General features: G+C 69.7%; 13 protein-coding genes and 1 pseudogene. 6 read left to right on the forward strand and 8 right to left on the reverse strand.

Going from position 1 to position 16,391, the window contains the following annotated elements; genetic code table 11:
* Positions 1-55: 55 nt before the first annotated feature.
* Positions 56-829: pseudogene (locus ACFHWU_RS20885) on the forward strand (lysophospholipid acyltransferase family protein); the annotation flags it as partial.
* Positions 830-947: 118 nt separating this feature from the next.
* On the opposite strand, the gene ACFHWU_RS20890 reads toward ACFHWU_RS20885, so the two are convergent.
* Positions 948-1,478, reverse strand: a complete 531-nt coding sequence (locus ACFHWU_RS20890) for a LuxR family transcriptional regulator (RefSeq protein ID WP_416555933.1) — start codon at positions 1,476-1,478, stop codon at positions 948-950.
* Positions 1,475-4,063 carry a LuxR C-terminal-related transcriptional regulator gene (locus tag ACFHWU_RS20895; protein WP_416591354.1) on the reverse strand — a complete coding sequence of 863 codons (2,589 nt, stop codon included), beginning with the start codon at positions 4,061-4,063 and terminating at the stop codon, positions 1,475-1,477. Before ACFHWU_RS20895 ends, ACFHWU_RS20890 begins: the two co-directional genes overlap by 4 nt.
* Before the next feature lie 273 nt (positions 4,064-4,336).
* Here ACFHWU_RS20895 and ACFHWU_RS20900 point away from each other — a divergent pair, with 273 nt between their 5' ends.
* The 4 genes from ACFHWU_RS20900 (at position 4,337) to ACFHWU_RS20915 (ending at position 9,224) form a co-directional block, all read left to right on the forward strand.
* Positions 4,337-5,827 (forward strand): dynamin family protein, encoded by a 1,491-nt coding sequence (locus tag ACFHWU_RS20900; protein ID WP_416591355.1) that lies wholly within the window; start codon positions 4,337-4,339, stop codon positions 5,825-5,827.
* Positions 5,824-7,677, forward strand: a complete 1,854-nt coding sequence (locus ACFHWU_RS20905) for a dynamin family protein (RefSeq protein ID WP_416591356.1) — start codon at positions 5,824-5,826, stop codon at positions 7,675-7,677. The genes ACFHWU_RS20900 and ACFHWU_RS20905 overlap by 4 nt, the downstream gene beginning before the upstream one ends.
* Complete coding sequence (locus tag ACFHWU_RS20910; protein ID WP_416591357.1) at positions 7,674-8,330, forward strand: hypothetical protein; 657 nt, start codon at positions 7,674-7,676, stop codon at positions 8,328-8,330. Before ACFHWU_RS20905 ends, ACFHWU_RS20910 begins: the two co-directional genes overlap by 4 nt.
* A gap of 123 nt (positions 8,331-8,453) precedes the next feature.
* Entirely contained in the window at positions 8,454-9,224 is a 771-nt protein-coding gene (locus ACFHWU_RS20915) for a transposase (protein WP_416591358.1), read from the forward strand.
* A gap of 144 nt (positions 9,225-9,368) precedes the next feature.
* Here the strand turns inward: ACFHWU_RS20915 and ACFHWU_RS20920 are convergent, their stop codons facing one another.
* From ACFHWU_RS20920 to ACFHWU_RS20945, 6 genes are all read right to left on the reverse strand, one after another.
* Positions 9,369-9,779 (reverse strand): thiol-disulfide oxidoreductase DCC family protein, encoded by a 411-nt coding sequence (locus ACFHWU_RS20920; RefSeq protein ID WP_416591359.1) that lies wholly within the window; start codon positions 9,777-9,779, stop codon positions 9,369-9,371.
* 10 nt (positions 9,780-9,789) lie between these two features.
* The gene (locus ACFHWU_RS20925; RefSeq protein WP_416591360.1) at positions 9,790-11,007 is read right to left on the reverse strand and encodes an ABC transporter permease; all 1,218 of its coding nucleotides are present in this window, start codon (positions 11,005-11,007) and stop codon (positions 9,790-9,792) included.
* Positions 10,991-11,590 carry an ABC transporter ATP-binding protein gene (locus ACFHWU_RS20930; RefSeq protein WP_416591361.1) on the reverse strand — a complete coding sequence of 200 codons (600 nt, stop codon included), beginning with the start codon at positions 11,588-11,590 and terminating at the stop codon, positions 10,991-10,993. Before ACFHWU_RS20930 ends, ACFHWU_RS20925 begins: the two co-directional genes overlap by 17 nt.
* A gap of 65 nt (positions 11,591-11,655) precedes the next feature.
* Entirely contained in the window at positions 11,656-12,450 is a 795-nt protein-coding gene (locus ACFHWU_RS20935) for a hypothetical protein (RefSeq protein WP_416591362.1), read from the reverse strand.
* 338 nt (positions 12,451-12,788) lie between these two features.
* A complete protein-coding gene (locus ACFHWU_RS20940; RefSeq protein ID WP_416591363.1) occupies positions 12,789-13,790 on the reverse strand; it encodes a hypothetical protein in 1,002 nt (333 codons plus the stop codon).
* A 56-nt stretch (positions 13,791-13,846) separates the two neighbouring features.
* Positions 13,847-14,407 carry a hypothetical protein gene (locus ACFHWU_RS20945; RefSeq protein ID WP_416591364.1) on the reverse strand — a complete coding sequence of 187 codons (561 nt, stop codon included), beginning with the start codon at positions 14,405-14,407 and terminating at the stop codon, positions 13,847-13,849.
* Positions 14,408-15,280: 873 nt separating this feature from the next.
* Between ACFHWU_RS20945 and ACFHWU_RS20950 the strand changes: the two genes are divergently transcribed.
* Positions 15,281-16,228: a winged helix-turn-helix domain-containing protein gene (locus ACFHWU_RS20950; protein ID WP_416591365.1), complete on the forward strand. Its 948-nt coding sequence runs from the start codon at positions 15,281-15,283 to the stop codon at positions 16,226-16,228.
* Positions 16,229-16,391: the final 163 nt, after the last annotated feature.

Genomic DNA, 16,391 nt, shown 5'->3' on the forward strand with positions numbered 1-16,391 from the left:
GTCCCCGCACAGCGGAACCCACCGGCGCGTCCCGCTGTGCGACGATCGACGGTCGATGGACGACACCGCCGCCCTCCCGCCCCGCTGGCGGGCCCCGCTGCTGTGGCGGGTGCTGCAGGCCACCGCCCGGCTGGTCGTCGCGCTGGTCGCCCGGCTACGGGTCAGTGGCGACGTGCCCGACGAGGTACGCGACGGCCCGCTGATCCTGGCCGCGAACCACATCAGCCCGTTCGATCCGGTCGTGCTGGCCGCCGCCTGCCAGGCGCGCCGGGTCGCGCCCCGGGTGCTGGCCACCGGTGGGTTGTTCCGGGCGCCGCTGCTCGGCGCGGTGATGCGCCGAGCCGGGCACATCCGGGTGGACCGGCGGACCAGCACGGTCGCTGAGGCGTTGGGGGCGGCCGCGCGTGCGGTGGCCGACGGCTCGGTGGTCCTGGTGTACCCGGAGGGGCGCATCGGGCTGGACCCGCAGATGTGGCCGGAGCGCGGCAAGACCGGCACCGCCCGGCTCGCTTTGGCCAGCGGCGCGGTGGTGGTGCCGGTGGCGCAGTGGGGGGCGCACGCGGTGCTGCCGTGGGCGGCGCCCCGTGGCCTGGTCCGGGCGGTGCTGCGGTCGATGCTGCGCCGTCCGGTGGTCACGGTCCGGTTCGGGCCGCCGGTTGACCTGTCCGGGATCGATCCGGCCCGCCCGGGTGCCGCGCAGCGGGCGACGGTGCGGATCGTGGACGCGATCACCGACACCCTGGCCGGGTTGCGGCCCGACGAGCCGGCGATGCCCCGGCATGTCGACCCGACCCGGCCGGTGGACCTGAGCCGGCGGCACCGGTGCGGCCGGGATGACGTGGTGCCGGACGGGGCAACCGCCGACGTGTTGGCCGATGACGACGCCGATCAGGCCGATCCGGCGCCGGACGCGACCTGACGCCGGAGGTGACCGGCCCGCGCAGGGCTCAGCGTGCGGGTCGGTGCCGCAGGTAGGCGAGGACGGCTTCGCGGGTGGTGCGGACCCCGAGGGCGCCGCGTGCCTGGGCGATGCGCCGGTTCGCGGTACGCAGCGACAGGAACTCGGCCGCCGCTGCGGCGGCGATGGTCTCGCCGTTGGCGAGCCGTTCCAGCAGTGCCCGCTGCTCGGGTATGAGGGTGACGGTGCCGGTGGCCGCCGCGGCCGGTGGTTCGGCCTCGGCGTGGCGCAGTACCTGCCCGAGGCGGGACAGGTCGTCGAGCAGGGCGCGGCCGAGGTCGCCGGCCGGGTCGCAGATGGCCACGACGGCGGCGCCCCTGGCGGCGGCGAGGACCACCAGGGCGACGGTGTCGGTGTCCGGGACCCGCCCGTACAGGGCGATCCGGGCGGTGGTGAGGTCCCAGGTGGGGTCGGTGACGGCGAACCCTTCCCGGGTGGTCCAGCCGTCGCGGGCCAGCCGGCGCAGCGCCGCGGTGGCGTCGGCGGCGCTGTCGAGGACATAGCGCGGCGGGTCGCTCATCGGTCGGGCTCCATCGCCAGGGCCGCAGCCTCGGTACGGGTGCGGGCACCGAGTTTACGCATCCCGGCGCGGACGTGGGTTTCCACGGTCTCGGTGGAGATGCCGAGCTGGTTGGCGATCCGGCGGGTGGGTTCGCCGTTGGCGACCAGCCGCAGCACGTCGCGTTCCCGCGCGGTGAGCAGGTCGCCGCTGCGGGGGCCGCGTTCGTCGCGGCGGACCGCGTGCCGGCGCAGGGCGCGGCGGATCCGGCCGAGCAGGACGACCAGTCCGGCGTGGTCGGCGAGGGACTCGGCGGCGAGCAGGGCGGGTACGGCCCGAGCGGGGTCGGGTTCGTGCAGGCCGTGGGCGAGCAGGCAGCGGACCTGTTCGCGGACGGCGACGTCGCGCCAGGTGTCGGCGGCGTGGGCGAACTGCCGTGGATCGCCGGCGGTCCAGGCGGTGACGGTGGCGGCGGCCGGCGGCGGCAGCGCCACCGGTGTGGCGGCCGGCGGTGTGGCGGGGTGGGCGCCGTCGTGGGCGGCCCAGTGGGCGGTGATCCGCCGCAGCCCGTCGACCAGCGGCGGTACGGGGACGTGGGGCGCTGCGGTGGCGGCCTGGTCCGGTTGGCCGTCGAGCCAGGCGGCTTCCCGGGCCACCCAGTCCAGCACGGCGGTGGCCGGGGCTGCGGGGGTACCGGTGAGCCGGGCGCGGGCCAGGGCGAGCAGGCCGCCGTCGGCTTCGAGCAGGCCGGCGGCGGCGACGGCGTAGTCGTGGGCGGCGGCCGGCAGGGTGCGGTCGGTCAGGTCGGCGGCGGCGCGCAGCAGGGCGTCGCCGGGGGCGGGCAGCAGATCGCCCTGGTCGGCGGTCTGCGCGCCGGTGCCGGCCGTGGCCGGGCCGGTCGGGTCGCCGCGTAGGGCCAGGCACCACAGCCGGGCGGCGGTGAACCGGACCTGCCAGCTGTAGGCGAGGTCGGCGGCGCAGGCGGTGGCGGCCGCCACCGAGGCCTGCGCGGCCTCGGTGAGCCGTCCGTCGCCGGCGAGGGTCTGCACCAGGTGCCAGGCGGTCCACCGGGCGGTGAGCAGGTCACCGGCGGCGCCGGCGGCCGCTGCGGTGCCGGCGAGGGCGTACTCCCAGCCGGGGTGGCGGTCGGCGGCGGCGGTGGCGGCGAGGGCGGCGCGTAGCCCCAGGTGGGCCGGTTCGGGTCCGTGCCGGCGGGTGATCGTGGTGGCGCGGGTGGCGGCGGAGGTGGGGTCGGTGGCCAGGTCGGCGAGCAGCAGGACCCGGTCGCGGGCGGCGACCACCGGTGGTGGGGCGTCGTCGGGAACCGGTGCGGCGGCAGCGCGGGCGGCGGTCGGGTCGCCGGCCTGCAGTAGTGCCTCGGCGCGCAGCACGGCGGTGTCGGGGGTGGGCAGGGTGGTGCCGGTGAGCAGGTCGGCGGCGCGGCGGGGCCGCCCGGCGGTGAGCGCGGCGCGGGCGGCGGCGCGGCGGACCGGTTCGGTGGCGTCGGGTTGCGCGCTGGCGAACAGCAGCAACTCGGCACGGGCGCCGCCGGTGGCGGCGGTGTCGGCGGCGGTGACCGCCCGCCGGTAGGCGGCGGTGGTGTCACCGGCGGCGGCGAGGTGCCGGGCGGCGGCCAGCGGGTCGGTGACGAGGTCGGCGAGGCGGCGGTGCAGGGCGCGGCGGGTCGGGTCGTCGAGCAGGCCGGCGGCGACGGTGGCCTGGTACGGCGAGGTCGGGGTGACCAGTCCGTCGTCGCCGGTGTGCACCAGGGCGGCGGCGGTGAGTTCGGTGACGCCGTGGCCGAGCAGACTCGCCGGGGCGCCGTGGCCGAGCAGGCCGAGGGCGGCCAGTGCGGTGCGGGCGGGGCGGGTGAGGGTGGCCAGTGCGGCGGCGACGGCGTAGCCGACCTGGTCGAGCTCGCCGCCGCCGGGGACGCCGACGGTGGGTGGGGTGCCGGTGCGGGCGGCGTGGCGGGCCAGCGCGGTGGCGGCGAGCGGGTTGCCGCCGGCGTGGCGGGCCACGGCGGCGACGGTCGCCGGGTCGAGCGCGGGTGCGGTGCGGCGGATCAGGTCGGCGAGGGTGTCCGGGTCGGGTGCCGGCACCGTCAGCCAGAGGCCGGTGTCGCCGCGCAGCGGGTCGAGCGCGGTGCCGGGCAGCTGGTGCGGGGTGCGCAGGGCGGCGACGACCCGGCAGTGCCGGGCGATGCCGGGCAGGGCGGCGACGGTCGCCGGGTCGGCCCACTGCAGGTCGTCGAGGACGAGCAGGCCGTGGCGGACCCGGGAGCGGACAGCTTCGGCGAGCAGCGCGGTGTCGTGGCCGGGCAGCCGTACCCGCAGGGCATGGCTGAGGGGGAACGCCGGGACGTGGCCGAGGGCGGCGAGGCCGCCGCCGGTGTGCACGGGCCCGGTGGTGGCGGCGGCGACCCGGCGCAGCAGGGTGCTGCGTCCGCTGCCGGGTGGCCCGGTCAGTACGACGATCCCGGGGCGGGTCAGCCGTCGCGTGGCGGCCGTCACGGCGTCGGCGTCGGTCCCGGTGGGGACGCTGCCGCTGGCGGTGGTGGCGTCCGGTCGGGTGCGGGCGGGGTGTCCGCCGGCTGGGTGCCGCACTTGTCCTCCTCCCCCGCTGCTACGGCTCGTGGCCCCGCCGGGCGAGGTTGGCACGAACATGGGATCCTGCGCCGGTGAGGATATTCGTACGGTGGATGCCGGTGGTGGGCGCACCACCGGGTGCCGTGCTGTCGGGAGGACGACCAGCGAGATGAGTGTGTGCCGCCGTCGGATGCCCGTCGTCGCCGTTGACCGGGCGGCGGGGGGTCGGCTGTGAACGCCGGCCCGTTGAGTGGTCGGGTCGCCGCGTTGTGTGATGAGGTGGGTCCCCGGGTGAGCGTGGCCGCCGGCGGTGAGGTGCTGCGGGTGCGGCGGCGGTTGGACGAGCCGCTGCGGGTGGCGATCGCCGGCCGGTTGAAGGCCGGCAAGTCGACGCTGGTGAACGCGTTGATCGGGCGGCGGGTGGCGCCGACGGAGGTGGGTGAGTGCACCCGAGTGGTGACCCAGTTCCGGTACGGCACGGCCGACCGGGTCGATGTGGTACGCCGGGACGGCAGCCGGGTGAGTCTGCCGCTGGATCCGACCGGGGTGATTCCGCAGCGGCTGGGGGTGCCGCGGGCGCGGGTCGCGTTCGTCGACGTCACGTTGACCAGTGACCGGCTGCGGGAGTTGACGGTGATCGACACGCCGGGGTTGTCGTCGACCAGTGCCGGGGTGAGCGAGTCGGCGCGGGGGTTCCTGTTCGCCGGGGCGGGTGCGCCGTCCGGTTCCGCCGGCGGCCCGGTGGACGACACGGCGCCGTTCGACGCCGGGATCGACGGTGACTCGGTCGGTGCGGTGTCCGGGGCCGAGGCGATCGTGTACGTGTTCACCCAGGCGGTCCGCGACGACGACGTCCGGGCGTTGGAGGCGTTCCGGTCGGTGTCGGCGCGGCTGTCGAGCAGTCCGATCAACTCGGTGGGCCTGTTCAACAAGGTCGACAAGCTGGTGGCCGGTGGGGCGGATCCGTGGCCGGTGGCGGCGCCGTTGTCGGCCGACCAGACCCGGGTGCTGCGGCGGGTGGTTTCCGATGTGGTGCCGACGGTGGGGCTGTTGGCGGAGACGACCGAGGCGGGCCGGTTGACGGCGGCCGACTGTGAGGCGCTGCGGACGTTGGCCGGGTTGCCGGCGGCGCAGCGGGCGGTGCTGCTGGCGTCGGTGGACCTGTTCGTGTCGCGGGAGGCTCCGGTGCCGCGCCGACAGCGTGAGCGGCTGCTGGCGCTGCTCGACCTGTACGGGGTGGGGTTCGCGGTGGCGCAGCTGCAGGCGTCGCCGCAGTTGGCGTCGGGGGATCTGGTGCGGGCGTTGTACGCGGCGTCGGGGTTCGCGCGGCTGCGGCACACGTTGGACGAGGCGTTCCGGTGGCGTACCGACGCGATCAAGGCTGGGTGGGCGTTGTCGTGCCTGGAGAAGGTGGCCAGCCACACGGCGCATCCGGGTGACCGGGAGTTGCTGCGGGACGCGGTGGAGCGGCTGCTGCACCAGCCGGAGTACCACCGGCTGCGGCTGTTGGAGGTGGCGCAGCAGGTGACGACGGGCGCGGTGGAGCTGCCGGAGCCGATGGAGCGGGAGTTGACCCGGTTGGCGTTGTCGGCGGATCCGCGCTGGGTGCTGGAGCTGCCGTCGGCGTCGGCGCAGGAGTTGGCGGCGGCGGCGGTGGAGGCGGCGACCCGGTGGCGGGTGTTCGCGGTCGCCGGGGCGTCGCCGGCGCAGTCGCGGGTGGCGTTGGTCGCCCACCGTGGGTTTCATCTGCTGTCGCAGCAGGTGCGGGCGGTGTCGCGGTGAGCGGCTGCCCGGTGGCGTTGGGTGCGCTGCTGTCCGGGGCGGTCGACACGTGTCTCGGGTTCGTCCGCACCCTGGACGCGGAGGCGGCGGCGGAGATCGACGCGCAGCGGCGTCGGGAGGTGACCCGGCCGTCGGTGGTGGTCGTCGGTGAGACGAAGCGGGGCAAGAGTTCGTTGGTGAACGCGTTGATCGGGGTGACCGGTCTGTCGCCGGTGGACGCGGCGGTGGCGACGTCGGCGTACCTGGAGTTCGGTCACGGGGCGACGACGTCGGCGCAGGCGTTCGTGCCGGGCCGCGACGAGCCGGTGCCGGTGCCGGTGGACCGGTTGGCGGACTGGGCGACGGTGGCGGCGGCGCTGCCGGACGGGATGCGTCCGCCGCGGCGGATCGCGGTGACCTGTCCGGCGCCGCTGCTGCAGTATCTGACGCTGGTGGACACCCCGGGTGCCGGCGGGTTGGATCCGGCGCACACCGAGATCGCGTTGGACGCGGTGTCGCGGGCGGCGGCCCTGCTGTTCGTGGTGGACGCGTCGACGCCGTTGACCCGGCCGGAGCTGGACTTTCTCATCGAGGCGAGCAAACGGGTCGACGTGGTGGTGTTCGCGTTGACGAAGGTCGACGCCTATCCGGGGTGGCGGACGATCCTGGCTGACAACCGGGCGCAGCTGCAGGCGCACGCACCGAGGTTCGCATCCGCCGCCTGGTTCCCGGTGTCGGCGCGGCTGGCCGAGTTGGCGTTGACGCTGCCGGCGGAGGCCGCCGGTGAGCTGGTCGGTGAGTCGCGGGTGGCGCCGCTGCAGCACGCGTTGGTGGAGTTGGCCGGCAACGGGCATCTGCTGGCCCAGGCGAACGTGCTGCGCACGGTGCGCAGCGAACTGGTCCGGCTGGATCTGGCCGCCGGTGAGCGGGTCGCCGCGTGTGACCCGGATCCGGCCGAGGTGGAGCGGGTGAAACGGGACCGGGCCGGGTTGGCGGCGCGGAAACGGACCGAGGCGCGGCAGTGGTCGTTGGCGTTGAACACGGAGACGCAGCGGGCCCGGGTGGAGGCGACGGGCCGGCTGCGGACCGCGGTCGGTGGGTTGCAGGAGCAGTTCCTGACCCGGATCGACGCGGCCCGCGGGGAGGCGTTGAAAGCGCTGCCGGCCGAGGTGGACCGGGCGTTGCACGCGTTGTCGCTGCAGTTGTCCTACGATCTGCGGTTCCGGTTCCACAAGGTCGCCGAGCGGACGTTGGCGCAGGTGTTCGCGCCGGCCGAGCTGCAGTTCGTGCTGCAGCGGATCAACGGCACGTTGCGGCACGCGTTGGCGACCCGGCCGCGGCGTGACGGTGGCGGCGGTGACAACGTGATGGTGGCGTTGTCGGCCGGCGGGATGGCGTTCATGGCCGGTCGGGGGGTCGCGGCGGGCGCGTCGGCGTTGGGTGCCGGGGCGCTGGTCGGCGGTGGTCTGCTGATCCCGGTCGCCGGGCTCGGTCTGGGGTTGGCCGCCGGCGCGTTCATCCTGTTCCGGCGGCGGGTCGCCAGCGACCGGCAGCAGGCCCGGGTGTGGCTGCGGGAGGTGCTCGGCGAGGCGCGGGCGGCGTTGACCGACGAGTTGGCGCAGCGGTTCACCGACCTGCAGTACGCGTTGACGGTGGCGTTGGACGACGCCGTGGAGCGGCGGTTGGCGCAGTTGGACGCGCACATCGCCGACATCGACGCGGCGTTGGCGCGGGACAAGGCGGACCGGGCGCGGCGGCGGTCGGCGGCGCAGGCCCGCCGCGATGCCGTCCGGGCGCGGGTGAAGCAGGTCGACGAGGTGCTGGCCCGGGCCCGGGTGTTGACCCCGACAGCGGAGGCGGTGCCGCGATGACCAGCGAGTTCGGTGACTGGACCGGGGACGATCCGACCGGGGACGACGCCGACACCGCCGATCTGGGTGGGCCGGGCGACGACGGGTCGGGCGGCCCGGCCGTGGAGGGGTTCGGCGCCGCCGACCCGGTGGAGGGGTTCGGGGCGGCCGATCCGCCCGACGGTGACGACCTGACCGGCGACATCGCCGACGAGGGCAAATACGGCGACGGCGGGTACGGCGGGGGTGACGCGGTGCCGGCGTTGGGCTACGGCGACGACCTGTCCGGCGCGGACCCGGCCGGTCCGGTGGACGCCGGGTTCGGTGCGGAACCGACGGCCGAGCAGGGTTTCGGCGCGGCGGATCCGCCGCCCGGGGTCGACCCGGACGTGCCGGCGGGGGCCGACGGGTGGCCGGAGGCGCAGTTCCCGCCGCCACTGGATCCGGCGGGGGTGCCGACGCCGGTGGACGGCTGGCCGTGGGCGGACCCGCAGCTGCTCGGCGACGGCGGCCCGGTCGGCGCTGCGGTGCCGCACGTCGACCCGGTCGACCCGGTCGACCTGGCCGGCTACGCAGGGGTGCACGCCGTCGCCGGCGGTGACCTGTGGGCGGCGTTGCTGGCCAGCGACGACCCGGCGACCAGCGCGCTGGCCCGGTTCTGGTGGTCGGGGTGACCGGCGCAGGGTCAGTGGCGCGGTCCCGACGCGCCCCGTCCGACGGTGAGAAGGGCGGTCGGCCATCACCGCCGCTGCCTGATGCCGCAGACCGAACAACAGCCAGCAGCAGACCCGACGCCGGTGAGCCAGCCCAGGCCGCAAGGGCTACGGGTCCAGCGCACCCGAACCCGGCACGCCGACGTCCACGCCCTGCGTTACCAGGGCGTCGGCGTCTACACGATCGCCCGGAGGCTCGGTCTGGACCCGAAGACCGTCCGCCGTTACTCCGATGCCGCCACCCCCGAGGACCTCCTCGGCCCGAACGGCACCGTCCGCGACAGCATCCTCGACTCCTTCAAGCCCTACCTGCGACAACGCATCGCCGAAGGAGCGACCGGCACCAACCAGCTGCTGACCGAGATCAGCGGTCGCGGCTACCAGGGCGCGGAACGGACGCTCCGCCGTTGGCTGATCAGCGTCCGGGGCCGCGACACACCGGTCCCGGTACCACCAGCGCCGCCACCCACCCGCGACATCACCGGCTGGATCATGCGCCCGATCGACAAACTCACCGAGGAACACCGGGCAGAACTCGAGCGGTTGTGTGGTCTCTGCCCGGACTTGGCGGCCATCCGAGACCTGGCCCGCGGGTTCACCGACCTTGTCCGAACCCGCGGCGGCGACCGCCTCACCGCCTGGGTCGAACAGGCCGAACACAGCACCATCACGGAGATCCGATCGTTCGCCAAAGGCCTGCGCCCGGACTGGGACGCGGTCAGAGCCGGCCTGACCGTGAGCTGGAACTCCGGCGCCGTCGAAGGCTCCGTGAACCGCATCAAAACACTCAAAAGGCAGATGTACGGCCGAGCCAACCCCGACCTGCTCCGCCGACGCGTCCTACTCGCCGATTAATCGACCGCCTGCGATCACCGAGACCGTGCCAGAGCCAGTATTCACTGGCCGCCGACAGGGGACACGACTGGTCGCACAGACACGATCCCAGAGCGCCGACCGCGAGCGCTGCGGCGGCCGACCGTACCCGAGCAGGCCCCCGCGTCAGGTACCGGTATCACCTGGCTGGCGCGGCACGGCGCAGGCGGCGGTGCCGCCGGGCAACCGGTGCCGGTTGTCGGCGATCCATCGGTACACCAGCCAAGCCACGGCGGTCACCGGACGCAGATCAAGCACGGTGCCCGCTCCCCGCCACAGCGGGTTGCTCGTGCGCAGCAGCGCGGCGATCGCCACCGGCCCGGCACCGGCAGCACCGGTAGCGCCGGCCGGCACCCACTGCACCGCCGTCAGGCCCTGCTCCCGGGTGAGCCCGAGAGCAGGCAGGTCGGCCCACTGCCACGGCACGATCGTGGCGTTGTTCGGCACGCGGCGCTCGATGAACCGTATGCACATGGTGCAAAACGCGCAGTCGCCGTCGTAGACGAACGTGCCCTGATGCTGCCGGTCACCACTCATCTGGTCATTGTTACCGCCGCAAACTCACTGCGGGGGATACCCGACTCGTGGACCATGCTGGGTATCCCCCAGCCGCCGTCCCGACCAGGAGACCGAGTAGGGGTCCGGCTAACAGTAGGATCGGATCTAGCACGACCAGCCAGCCCTTGGCCAGGGCAACGGCAGTCGTCACGTTGACCGCCACCAGCGTGCCGATCAGTCCTCCTGCGAGTCCGAGGATGCTCGATTCAACGAGGAACTGGGCGGCGACAGCACGCCGTGACGCTCCTATCGCCCGACGCAGGCCAATCTCGGCCTGACGTTCGAGGACTGACACCAGGGTGGTGTTCGATACTCCAAGGGCTCCAATGACTAGGGAGACCACAGCAAGGCTCAAGAACAGCGATGCGGTATCCCGCTCCACCCCTTGTCGGAATGTCTGTAGGTCCGGCGGCACCAAGGCGGTTAGGGCGTCCGGCTCTGCAGGTTGGAGAGCCAGCTTGGCCTCATCCGCCACTTGGTGAGCCGCCCCAAGATCGGTGCGGATCACTACATCTGGGGGCTGGAACATCGCCTCGCCGTTCGGTTTCCACCGGGTCGAATCGCGACACACCTCGTACGGCTCCGCCACCGCTGCAGTCAGCCGAGAATCCCCTCGAGGAGCCCGGTAGACTCCCAAAACCATGACCTGCTGGCCGTTTACATAGATACTTTTTCCAAGAGGATCGTGCAACCCCAGATCCGCTGCGGCGACGGTGTCCAGTAGCACAACTGGATCCTGACGGACGGCGTGCCCTTCGTCGAACATCCTCCCTGTCTCCACGACAGCGCCCAGCGCGGCCAGCGCGGCCGGTTGAGCCGCGACTATGTTTAGCCGAACCACTTGCGACCCATATTGGGACGCCACAGTGGATACGCTATGGTCGTTCCGGAACGACTGACAAATCAACCCAGCCTGCTTCGCACCGTTGAGACGGCGGACCGGCACCACTGCGTGCGCTGGTGGCGGCGCAATCCGACTCGGGTACTGCACTGTCACCCTTGTAGCCACCTGAGCATCGAATCTGTCCGAAATCGCCCCGGCCGCGCTCGCTGTCACTCCGAGCGTGGCCAGCGTCGCGGCCGTGCCAAGGCCGACACCGACAGAGGTAAGCATCGACCTTGTACGGCGCCCAGCCACCGCCCACCATGCCTGTGCCACGATGTCGCGCAGCCGGGTACCGGCCTGCCGGTCAGCCGAGCTGACCATCGATCACCTCCACCGCACGATGCGCATATCGACGCACCCGATCTTCGTGGGTGACCACGACCACCACCCTCGTAGGAGCAATCAGACCCCGCAGGAGCTCCAACACCACCTGACTGTTTGCTCGGTCGAGGTTGCCGGTCGGTTCATCGCATAGCAGTATCGGCGGTTCGTGGACAAGGGCACGGGCCACAGCTACCCGTTGCTGCTCTCCACCCGACAGAGTTGTCGGATGGGCACTCAACCGGTGGGCTAGGCCGACCCGTTCGAGCACCGCCTCTGCCAGCTCACGGCGGAGTCTCGGGACTACTCCAAGATGCACCAGCGGCAGCATGACGTTCTGCAGACAATCGAGCTGGGGTACAAGATGGAAGGCCTGAAACACGAAGCCGATTCGAATTGCGCGGAGATGGCTGCGCTCTCTGTCGGCGAGTCCGACAGTTTCAACGCCAGCGAGGCGCACTTGGCCAGATGTCGGCTCATCAAGGAGGCCCATGATGTTTAGTACCGTGCTCTTGCCCGACCCGGACGATCCCACAATGGCAACCATCTCACCGCCGTAAACCGCGAGGTCGGCCCTGCGCACGGCAGCGACCTCGGGCGGACCTGGAAACACCCGAGCTACGCTCCGCAGTTCGATGAGTGGCTGACTCACCGCTCTCCCACTACAACTTGGTCTCCTACCGCGAGTTCGCCGCTGACTACGCATTCGCCCCTAACGGTCAGTTCGACCTCGACCGAAACGGCCCGATGCGTATTCGAGTCGACTACAAGGACGGTCACCCCGCCGTCTACGGCCGTCCAGAGCGCCGAGAGGGGGACGATCAAGGCGTCCGGCCTGCTTTGCTTCCCAGCAAGCCAGACCTGCTGGGCGCCTCCGACCTCCTGAACGGAACTCTGATCCGCTTCGAAGACCGCTTCCGCCGACGGCCGACTCCCCTCCTGGTCTGGAGGAAGCTCCCGCACCTCGACGAGGGATACCAGAGCGCCCTTGAGAGGCCCGTCGCCAAACCGAGGCTCTACCCCCGCCCCGGCCTCTAGCGTCCTCCGCACCTCTTCACTGATTGGGGCAACCACCTGCACCGGACCGGAGCCGAGCACCGCTAGAACACCGCGGGCATCGGCACCAATCTTCGGTCCGGCAGCTGTCACCGTGGCCGGCAGAGAAGGGACGTATGCCAACTCACCTACCGGCAGCAGCACCCGGCCCGCCGCAATCACCGGCAGGTAGCCCAGCCGTCGGTACAGTCGGCTTATCGCGGCTTCGGTAGCCGCGCCGAAGTGCCCGTCAACCCGGATTCCGTAAAGAGGCTGAAGCGACCGTTGAAGTTGTGCCACGTCAGGCCCTGACATCCCGGGACAGACGTCGCGGTAGGCGGGAAAGTGGCCTACCATCGCAATCACCGGACGTCCAGACACCTCGGCAACAACGTCGCCACTGCGCACTTGGTCTCCGACGTGCACCGTCGCCCGGGTCACCACTATTCGCGAGGCTCCGGCCACAGCAGACGGACCGGCAACCTGCACCGACTGGGACCGCGTAAGCGTACCGTGCAGCACCGATAGCTCCGCCAACTCGCCGCGTCGCACCGTCGCCGTCACAGTCGAGGGCGACGGAGGCGCGGCGCGTGCAGCCCGTTGCCTTGGCGTCCGCGCCTGCGTCCCGGCAAAGACCGCGCCTCCGGCTAGCGAGCTCAGCCCGACCGCAGTCACGCCAATCACGAATCGTCGCCTGTTCATCCGTCCTTCTCCGCTTCCAGGCTCCGGGCAGGGTTGTCGCAGAATTAACCGGCGAGTAGCTGTTGGCTCATCACTTTGGCGTCCTCCACCATCTCGGACCAAGCGGCGATCTCGGCCTGGCGGTCCTGATAAAATGCAGCTACGTTGCGCCAAAAGACGCGCACCCGGGTCTCGTCAAGCCCTACCTCATGGTTGCAGCCATAGTCCGCGACAGCCAATGCGATCTCTTGATCCTTCAGCTCCGTGTAGCCCGGCGAATCGGGGCCAAAAACCTTGGCACCGTAACTACTCGACGCTTTGTTTTCCGCATCGAGCGGCTCGCGTAGGCCCGGATACCCTTTGCGTCGCATGCATTCAGACCACTTGCGATTCACCTCGCGGACGGCGGGGTCGCCACGCACCTCGCCAATAGCAGCCTTGCCAATTCCCTCCCGCGAATAGTATGTGAGTTCGTGGAACTCGCGAACCTTCCCATCGAAGAGCTGGCGTTGAATGTCAGCCACACAGCCCTCACGCGGGTACGAGACCTTCTCGCCATTGGGCAGTGTGAATTCCTCCTGATTTGGTGGCTGGACCTTGCGATCGCCGCCGTCCACCACCGGGCCGCCACGGTCGGGCACTTCGTCAGGTAGGTAGCCCTGATATGTCAGCCAATACTGGTTCTGTTCCATGCGTGAGAGGAGACCGAAAGGGCTGGTAACGGTCGCCACCCCAGAAGGATCGAAGCCCAACATCTCCGCTGGCGATCGGCCGTAACCGATCATGCGAACCCTATCCTCGTTGATGATCCGTCGGGCGGTCATCGCGATCTCGATATTCGGACTCTCGTATCGAGGCGATATTCGGCCGGAGCCCTCCGGCGCATCTGGATGTACCAGGAAGCCCTTCTGTTCCATGCAGGACCGATTAAGCCGATCGGTCGTTTCGGCCAGTTCCAATTCAGCGGCGAAGCCCGACGCCAGAATCTGCGCAAGGACCGCCCGACTCGGTCCCGAATCGTCCGCAACGCAGCCGCCCGCGACCACACAAGCTGCGGCGAGCCCCATTGCCTGGCCCCACCGTACAGCTCTTGACCGAGGAGCGGATCGCGCAAGTCGTTCGCTCACCAGCGCACCTTGAGTGTAGTCGGAAGATCGGGGTATAAAGTGCGTAATGCCGGTCCCACGCACCCCATCACCATCTGCATCGAGCCCTCCGCAGACTTGACAAGCTCGGTGACGTTTTGCTCAACACCCGTCAACGCGACGCCCTTTTCTTCCAGGCACTTGACTGCGACCTCTCGAAGCCGGGCATCCATTACCTGAGTATTAGCCTCGACGTAAGCTGGTTCAATGTCAGAAATGTGCGTGAGGTTGCATTCCTCGACTTTAGTGTTCCACACATTTGGATCGCCCGAGGGTTCAACGTCGAAGAGTAAGGTTAGGCCGTCCACAGGGCTTAGTGCAGGCTCCGACGCATTGTAGCCTGCATGTGCCATGCAGGAGAGAAAGCCATCGACAGCCGTTTGGTACTCAACTTCAGTCACGTCACCATCCCGCAACGCCCAGTCCTGCGCGACCCGAGAGTCCATCCGGAAATACGTCGATTCCGGGGAGTCAAGTGGCTGGCTGCATGCGGACAGGGATCCAAGCACGAGCAACGCGGACAATATTCGGAACTTCATCCGGCATCCTTGATAGAATCGTTTCGGCTGTGCGCGACCAGGCGGTACGAGGCCCGCTTAGAGCGGGCCTCGTACCGATTCAGCTCAGGGTCTGCGAGCAGTCAAGACAGCCCCAATGTACGCCGTGACGCGGGGTGTCGCCCGGGGGTCTGTATATTGACGCGTTTGTGGTGGTCCCGTTCACGCGAGGAAAACGGTATCCGCTGGCAAGCTCAATCGTCACACCCAATTGCCCTGAGCAACTTCCGCCAGCCTTCTGCGTCTGGGCCCAGAGCGACCCGTCGCTAGACGTTCCGCTCGCAACCCAGTTCTCTCCACAGCTGCGATAGACCGTGCGGTTGTTGCCCCAAGCCTGCGCGGGCGAGGCAGGCAGTGCCACCGCGACGAGTGCGCCGACGGTAGCCAGAACACCCAGTCGCGCGAGCGGCCTCCTGCTTGACGAACCTCTTGTCACTTGGCGTCCCTTCCTGTGTATTGGCAATGGCGACAAGCGATGCCTTGAGGGTACGCACCCTATCTTCAACCTCCCCTTGCCGAAGGCGCCACGCGTCGCATCCAGACAGTGGCATCTATCCAAAGTTGGTGCAACATCGTTAGCTATCGCGCTAATCACCCAGGTCAGGACCCAACCGGGTCGAACGAGCTGTCGACGGGCCACTGTGATCCAGAACACCCGAGCCCCACGCTGTAGCACGGTGAGCCGGTTTCATGTAAAGTGTGGGGAGTTTATCGGGAACAGATTTAGAGTACCGCGCACCGCCCCTTGGGGTCATGGACCTTTGGTGCCGCGAATAGGCACCTCCACGCAAAGCGACGTCGAACATCGTGAGGCCTGTACTAGCACATACGGGGACAATGATGCCGAATGCTTACGTGAGGGATTCCAGACAAACCATTTCCATAACCCGAAAGCCAGCGATGGCTGCAGAACTAGTTTTCAGTTACCTCACCCTGACAACGACCATTCCCGTTGCATTGCGGCCGTGGTACACGCGCATACGACCATTTCTCCGTGATTCTGACGTATTGTCCGGGGCGGCGGAGCTACGACGTATCGTCGGAAACAGCACTAGCACCTATCCATCGATCAAGCTGGTCGCAGCCTTGACTGATGGCCTCTTTACCGGACAATCCTGCTATCGAAGCATGGGCTTCCATGACTCGCCAGAGCTGAAGCCGGGCTACCGGGTTGACCAGCCGAGCCGGTTCGACCAGGAGTGGATCGCCTCAGATGGCCCACTTAATGGGTACTACCGGGCGTTACTAGAGCCTTATGCGAGTCAAATCACCGCGGCAATCGAGTTCGAGCGAAGGCAACTTACCCGTTTCTTGCTGACCGATGGGCCTATGGCATTGTTGGACTACCTCGACAAGCCAGCACAAAGTTTGGGAACGAGTCTCGGTGACCACCAAGCGCAATCAACACCCCAAGACATCACAGTCATACTCTCGGTCTTCTGTGAAGAGCAACTGGTGGTGCTCGACCATGACAGCGGACGGAGCCTTGTCCTCCAACCGATGAGCCCCACCGCACGTTTGATCGCTCTGGCCGACCCCTCCGGCCGGCGTTCGAGTCCGCTCCAATCGTTGGAGAAGCTACTCGGCCGCACCCGAGCTTCCATTCTTTGTAATCTATATGAGGCTTGCAGTACAACTCAAGTCGCCAAGCGCTGGAGGATTTCCGCACCGACGGCAAGTCGCCACCTTTCCATTCTTCGAGAGGCAGGATTGGTGCAAAGCCGTCGACAGGCGAACGAAGTCCATCACATGCTCACCTCGCTAGGGCAAGCACTAGTACGGCAGCCACCATTAGGGCTGTGATCAGGTAGTACGCATTGGCAGGGGTGATGCAACGTGGACGCAGCAGCCTGTTGACTATGTGTTTGTGAAGACAACAAGCTCATAGTAGGGCAGCCGTACTTCGTGACTTGATCATGTGAGTCTGGATCGGTAGTGGTACCAGCGGGCGCGGGCTTGATGGCGG

Source organism: Micromonospora sp. LOL_015 (assembly GCF_048060275.1).
In the GTDB taxonomy this organism is placed as follows: Bacteria; Actinomycetota; Actinomycetes; order Mycobacteriales; family Micromonosporaceae; genus Micromonospora_E.

Bases quoted from the DNA above. Each gene is read 5' to 3' on its own strand.
- ACFHWU_RS20890 (WP_416555933.1), bottom strand. From the start codon at position 1,478: ATGAGCGACCCGCCGCGCTATGTCCTCGACAGCGCCGCCGACGCCACC.
- ACFHWU_RS20910 (WP_416591357.1), top strand. From the start codon at position 7,674: ATGACCAGCGAGTTCGGTGACTGGACCGGGGACGATCCGACCGGGGAC.
- ACFHWU_RS20920 (WP_416591359.1), bottom strand. From the start codon at position 9,779: ATGAGTGGTGACCGGCAGCATCAGGGCACGTTCGTCTACGACGGCGAC.
- ACFHWU_RS20925 (WP_416591360.1), bottom strand. From the start codon at position 11,007: ATGGTCAGCTCGGCTGACCGGCAGGCCGGTACCCGGCTGCGCGACATC.
- ACFHWU_RS20940 (WP_416591363.1), bottom strand. From the start codon at position 13,790: ATGGGGCTCGCCGCAGCTTGTGTGGTCGCGGGCGGCTGCGTTGCGGAC.
- ACFHWU_RS20945 (WP_416591364.1), bottom strand. From the start codon at position 14,407: ATGAAGTTCCGAATATTGTCCGCGTTGCTCGTGCTTGGATCCCTGTCC.